This window comes from Halomonas sp. BC1, from assembly GCF_002078135.1.
Taxonomy (GTDB): Bacteria; Pseudomonadota; Gammaproteobacteria; order Pseudomonadales; family Halomonadaceae; genus Vreelandella; species Vreelandella stevensii.
The window spans coordinates 71,012-76,211 of record NZ_LFGS01000007.1; the positions used below are offsets into that span (position 1 = coordinate 71,012).

A 5,200-nucleotide genomic window follows, 5' to 3' on the forward strand; every position below is an offset into this window, starting at 1 on the left:
GGACACCTGACCAGCTGAAGCTGCAGTATGCCCTGTGGACGCGCAAGGCCGTCCAGGAGTTGATCAAGCTGGAAACCGGGAAGTGGGTGCCCATTCGCACCATCGGCGAATATCTGAAACGCTGGGGGTTCACCGTTCAGAAGCCCAAGAAGCAGGCCTACGAGCAGCGTCCAGCCGAAGTGAAGCGTTGGCTGGAGGAGGACTATCCAACCATTCATGACCGTGCCAAGGCCGAAGATGCCGAGATTTACTGGGGCGATGAGACCGGGTTACGTAGCGATAGCCAGCATGTGCGTGGCTACTCACCTCAAGGCGTCACACCCGTCCTCCGGCTCAATGCGAGAAGGGCGACGATCAACCTCATTTCCGCCGTCACCAACCAGGGCAAGGTACGGTTCCGGTTTTTTGACGGCACCATGAATGCGAAAATTCTGATCGACTTCATGAAGCGCTTGATTCGTGATGCCAAGCGGAAGGTCTTCCTGATCCTGGACAACCTCAAGGTCCATCACGCCAAGATCGTCAAGGCCTGGCTGGCAGAGCATCGGGATGAGATTGAGGTGTTCTACCTTCCACCCTACTCGCCGGAGTTGAACCCAGATGAGTATCTGAACTCTGAACTGCGACCTCAAAGCCGACGTACATAGCGGTACTCCGGCACACAGCAGAGACCAGCTGAAGAGGAAGGCGATGTCTCACCTGCGGAAGCTTCAGAAGCTCCCGATGCGAGTCGCGAAATACTTCAAAGCCCCGTCAATCCAATACGCCGCATCATAGCTATTTTATTGCCGGGTTAATAATAAGGCAAGAGAAGCCTTACCTGTCAACGCCCGTACAAGGCCAGACATGACAACGACCAAACAACGTATTTTTCCTGTTCGACGTGATTACAATCAGTGGGTTGCCAACCAAACACTGGAAGATTTTGCGTTACGTTATACAGGAAAGTCGGCTCGCCGCTGGAGCTATCATCGGGTCGCACTAACGGCTCTGGGGACCATCTCCTTCCTGGCACTTGAGGTGCTTGGTGCCACCATCACCCTCAATTATGGTATTACCAACGCCCTCACCGCCATCCTGACCGTCAGTCTGGTAACGTTTCTGCTGGGCATACCCATCAGCTATTATGCTGCCCGGTATAGTGTCGACATTGACCTGTTAACCCGTGGCGCTGGTTTCGGTTACCTTGGATCAACGCTGACCTCCCTGATCTATGCTACCTTCACCTTCATTTTCTTCGCGCTGGAAGCGGCCATCATGGCCATGGCGCTGGACATTCTGTTTGGCATTCCGCTTACCTTGGGTTATCTGATCAGTTCCGTGATCGTGATTCCTATCGTGACCCATGGCTTTACCTATATCAGCCGCTTCCAGACCTGGACGCAACCCATATGGGTCTTACTGCAACTGGCCCCCTTTATCTTTATTCTGCTGCAGGATCCCCACTCCTTGCCTCGCTGGTTGGATTTCAACACTCCAATCCAAGGGGACAACAGTTTTGATATATTGTTATTTGGCGCAGCAGCAACCATCATGTTTGCGCTTATTGCCCAAATCGGTGAGCAGGTGGATTACCTGCGTTTTCTTCCCGAACCAAAACCCAAAGAACGGATCAAGTGGTGGTTGGCCATGTTATCCGGCGGCCCTGGCTGGATCGTGGTAGGCGCGATAAAAATACTGCTCGGCTCCTTTCTGGCAGTCCTGGCCCTTGAGCATGGACTATCGGCAGAGCTTTCCCAAGAACCGATGCATATGTATATGGTCGCCTTCAGTTATATCACCAGCCACCCAGCGACACTGATGGCCCTGGCAGGTATCTTCGTCATTCTCTCGCAGCTCAAAATCAACGTCACCAATGCTTATGCAGGCTCTATTGCATGGTCAAACTTCTTCTCCCGCCTGACCCATAGCCACCCTGGGCGCGTTGTCTGGCTGGTTTTCAATGTCATGATTGCTCTCGTACTGATGGAAATTGGTATCTACCGGGCATTTGAGGTCATTCTTTCCCATTACTCAATGATTGCCATGGCCTGGATCGGTGCCCTGGTCGCAGATCTGGTCGTTAACAAGCCCCTGGGCTTAAGCCCTCGATATATTGAGTTTAAGCGTGCTTATCTGTATGACATCAATCCAGTGGGATTTGGTGCTGTCATTATCGCTACCATCGTTGCTCTGGCTGCAAGTGCCGGGTTATGGGGTGAGACAGTAGCAGCGCTGGCTTCCTTCCTGGCTCTGTTGGTAGCCTTTATCGTCTCACCCAGTATTGCCCTATTGACCAAGGGGCGCTATTACATCGCTCGCACCCCCGAGTCAAACCAAACGCTAACGGGCAAAGCCTGCATCATTTGCGAACATCAGTTCGATATCGAGGATATGGCCTTCTGCCCAGCTTATAATGGCGCCATCTGCTCTCTCTGTTGCTCTTTGGATGCACGCTGTAATGATGCTTGCAAAACCAACTCGTCCTTTCCACAGCAATTAGGAATATGGCTGGAAAGCAGTCCATTGAAGCGCATCCTTCCCCCCCTTAACACACGCCTCGGCCACTTTCTTGCCTTATTGCTGCTGGTAAGTCTGATTATTGCTGGTTTTTTGACACTGGTTTACTATCAACTCCCCGATGTCAGTGATGCCACTCACAAACTGATCGCTGCCACCCTGGCACAAATTTTTGCAATTCTGGTGATTATCAGTGGTGTGATTTCCTGGCTGTTCGTTCTGGCACATGAAAGCCGCGTCGTCGCTCAGGAGGAGTCGCATCGCCAAACCCGCATGCTGCTCGCTGAGATAGAGGCTCATGAAAAAACTGACCGCGAACTGCAGCAGGCCAAGGAGTTAGCCGAAGCAGCTAACCAGGCCAAGAGTCGTTACTTAACGGGCTTAAGCCACGAACTGCGCTCTCCTCTCAATGCTGCCTTCGGTTATGCCCAACTATTAGAGAAGGATCCACTCATTCCCGTAGAACGGCGTGAGTCTGTTTCCACCATTCGCCGGAGTACCGAGCATCTTTCCGACCTTATCGAAGGGCTATTGGAAATATCCAAAATCGAGGCTGGTCGACTGGAGCTGTATCGTAACCGAATACGCTTACGGGTACTGATTGAAGAGCTGGTATCCATGTTTCAGCTTCAGGCAGAAGAGAAAGGCATTCAGTTTGTTTTCCATGATCGAGGGCACATACCCGAGTGGGTACATACTGACGAAAAACGCTTGCGCCAAATCCTGATCAACCTGCTCTCCAACGCCATCAAGTTCACAAACCAGGGGCAGGTTACGCTCAACGTACGCTATCGCAACCAAGTGGCAGAGTTCACTATCAGTGATACTGGCGTCGGCATTGATGAGACCGATATTACCCGTATATTCCGACCGTTCGAGCGCGTTCGCAAACCTGGCGTACCTGCCGTTCACGGCACAGGCCTTGGATTAACGATCACCAAGCTACTCACTGAAATCATGGGTGGGGATCTCCAGGTCACCAGTAAACCCCAGGTAGGTAGTGAGTTCCGCCTCAGCCTGATGCTATCGAGTGCCCTGCCGGAAGTGCCCCCCAAACAGCGTCCCCATCACCCTGTCATCGGCTACCGCGGCCCCAGGCTCCGACTGTTGGTGACCGATGATGACCCCTCACACCGGGGCTTGATCAGCGACATGCTATCGCCGCTAGGATTTCAGATTATGGAAGCCCCCGATGGAGAAACGACCCTGCACCTGGTGCAGCAGAGCCCTCCTGCTCTCGTTCTTCTCGATGTATCCATGCCAACGCTGGACGGATGGGAAACAGCACATCAATTACGCTTACAGCACTATACAGGCCCGATCGTCATGCTATCGGCAAATGCCCGTGAAAACAGCCTCATACATCACTCAAACGCCCCACACAACGACTACCTGGTCAAGCCCTTCAAGTACTCCGTACTACTCGATATGCTGGCTACTCAATTACAGCTGTCATGGTGCACTGCCAATGAACAACAAGAGCGCATTGCCACTTCCGCCTGCCGACTGCCTGAGGGACTACGAGACGAACTGATAGCCCTGGCAGAAATAGGCCACTTGTCTGGATTACAGAGCCGCTTATCTATGGCAACTGAACAGGGTTCGATAGCACCCGCGCTCGCTTTGCAGCTCAACAGCCTATTGAAACACCTGGATTTCAAACGTGTGGTCCAACTTCTAGAGGCAGCACCATGACACTTCTGCAACGCAAAGACCTTATTCTGGTGGTGGATGATTCTCCTGAGTCCCTTGGTATGGTGCACCATGCGCTGGATCAAGCAGGGATGAATGCCCTGCTAGCACTCGACGGCCAGCAGGCCATTGAGATTGCTGAAAAAATGACACCTGACCTGATTCTTCTGGACGCACTGATGCCGGAGTTGAATGGCTTTGATACCTGTCGCCTGCTCAAACAGCAACCAGCACTCGCAACGATTCCAGTCATCTTCATGACCGGCCTGACTGATGCCGAAGATGTTGTACACGGCCTGGAAGCAGGAGGGGTCGATTACGTAACCAAACCGATACGTACCGATGAGTTGGTAGCCCGTATTCGGGTGCACCTTGCTAACGCACGAATGACACAAAGCGCGCACTCCGCCCTGGATAAATTAGGCCAATCGGTATTTGCTACCAACCTAAGTGGTCATTGGCTGTGGTCAACACCTCAAGTCAGCCAGTACCTGGAAGCAGTGGGGCCACCCCAGGAAATGCGTAGCGCGGCAACCCAACAGATACAAAACTGGCTTTCCCGCTCACCAGAACCAGGAAGCCAACTCTCTCTACACCTCGCTACTGGCGAGTTCCGGCTGCGTTACTTGGGCACAACCGAGCATCAGGAGTACCTGTTTCGCCTACTGAACAACGACGGTGAAGGAGAGAGTCAGTTACTACAGGTACAGCTACGCCTGACCACCCGAGAGTCGCAGGTACTGTTATGGATTGCCCAAGGCAAAACCAACCGTGAAATTGGCCAGATACTCGACTTAAGCCCACGCACGGTCAACAAGCATCTGGAGCAGATATTCCGTAAATTGGGTGTTGAAAACCGCACTTCCGCCGCTGCCATGGCCTTTCACTGCTTGACCCGGATTTAATCGGTTCTTCGTCACTTCACGTGGATTTGGCCTGATCGAACAGGCGGCCCACCGAGCTGCCAATCAGGTAGATCATGGCAATGAAGTTGGCTTCGTTCCGGTAA

At 52.8% G+C, this 5,200-nt stretch carries 3 protein-coding genes; all 3 read left to right on the forward strand.

Going from position 1 to position 5,200, the window contains the following annotated elements; translation table 11 throughout:
- A partial coding sequence (locus B7L72_RS07015) for an IS630 family transposase (protein WP_176212848.1) occupies nt 1–647 on the forward strand: 647 nt, incomplete at its 5' end.
- A 199-nt stretch (nt 648–846) separates the two neighbouring features.
- The gene (locus B7L72_RS07020) at nt 847–4,194 is read left to right on the forward strand and encodes a hybrid sensor histidine kinase/response regulator (RefSeq protein WP_081193440.1); all 3,348 of its coding nucleotides are present in this window, start codon (nt 847–849) and stop codon (nt 4,192–4,194) included.
- The gene (locus tag B7L72_RS07025) at nt 4,191–5,096 is read left to right on the forward strand and encodes a response regulator (protein WP_081193442.1); all 906 of its coding nucleotides are present in this window, start codon (nt 4,191–4,193) and stop codon (nt 5,094–5,096) included. The genes B7L72_RS07020 and B7L72_RS07025 overlap by 4 nt, the downstream gene beginning before the upstream one ends.
- The last annotated feature ends 104 nt before the right edge of the window (nt 5,097–5,200 follow it).